Annotated in this window: 1 protein-coding gene; it reads right to left on the reverse strand. The window is 61.4% G+C overall.

Going from position 1 to position 1,043, the window contains the following annotated elements:
• A partial coding sequence (gene dxs / locus ERD80_RS21655) for a 1-deoxy-D-xylulose-5-phosphate synthase (protein ID WP_136548501.1) occupies positions 1–1,043 on the reverse strand: 1,043 nt, incomplete at both ends.

Raw genomic sequence — 1,043 nt, forward strand, 5'->3', positions numbered from 1 at the left:
GCGCCGGTGCCGGTGCCGCGCGGATAGCGCACCGCGCTCGGGCCATCCTGATAGTGGTAGCCGGTGTAAAGCATCTGCCGGCACTCGTTTTCATCGCTAGGCGTCATGATCACCATGCCCGGCACGCAGCGCAGATAGGCGATATCAAACGCCCCCTGGTGCGTCTGGCCGTCGGCACCCACGATACCGCCGCGATCGATAGCAAACAGTACCGGCAATTGCTGAATTGCCACGTCGTGAATGACCTGATCGTAGGCGCGCTGCAGGAAGGTGGAGTAAATCGCCACCACCGGCTTATATCCGCCGATGGCCATGCCCGCGGCGAACGTCACCGCATGCTGCTCGGCGATCGCCACGTCAAAATACTGCTGCGGATAATCACGCGAGTAGCTCACCATGCCGGAGCCTTCGCGCATGGCCGGCGTCACCGCCATCAGCCGCGCATCGTCGGCGGCCATCTCGCTCAGCCAGTTACCAAAAATTTTCGAGTAGCTCGGCAGGCCCGGCGCGCTTTTCGGCAGCGAGCCGCTGGCCGGATCGAATTTTGGCACCGCGTGCCAGGTTATCGGATCTTCTTCCGCCGGCGCGTAGCCCTTGCCCTTTTTGGTCATGATGTGCAGGAACTGCGGCCCTTTCAGATCGCGCATATTCTTCAGCGTGCTGACCAGTGTCAGCACATCGTGACCATCGACCGGACCGATATAGTTAAAGCCCAGCTCCTCAAACAGCGTGCCCGGCACCACCATGCCTTTCAGGTGCTCTTCGGTGCGCTTCACCAGCTCTTTGATCGGTGGCAGCCCGCCCAGCACGCGCTTGCCGCCTTCGCGCAGGCGTGAATAGGTTTTCCCCGAGAGAATCTGCGCCAGGCGATTGTTCAGCGCGCCCACGTTCTCAGAGATCGACATCTCGTTGTCGTTGAGGATCACCAGCATGTCCGGCTTGATATCACCGGCGTGGTTCATGGCTTCAAACGCCATGCCCGCAGTAATCGCGCCGTCGCCGATGATACAGGCGGTGCGGCGACCTTTGCCTTCGCGTTCGGC

Origin of the sequence: Pantoea sp. R102 (genome assembly GCF_004916815.1) — a bacterium.
Lineage (GTDB): Bacteria > Pseudomonadota > Gammaproteobacteria > Enterobacterales > Enterobacteriaceae > Pantoea > Pantoea dispersa.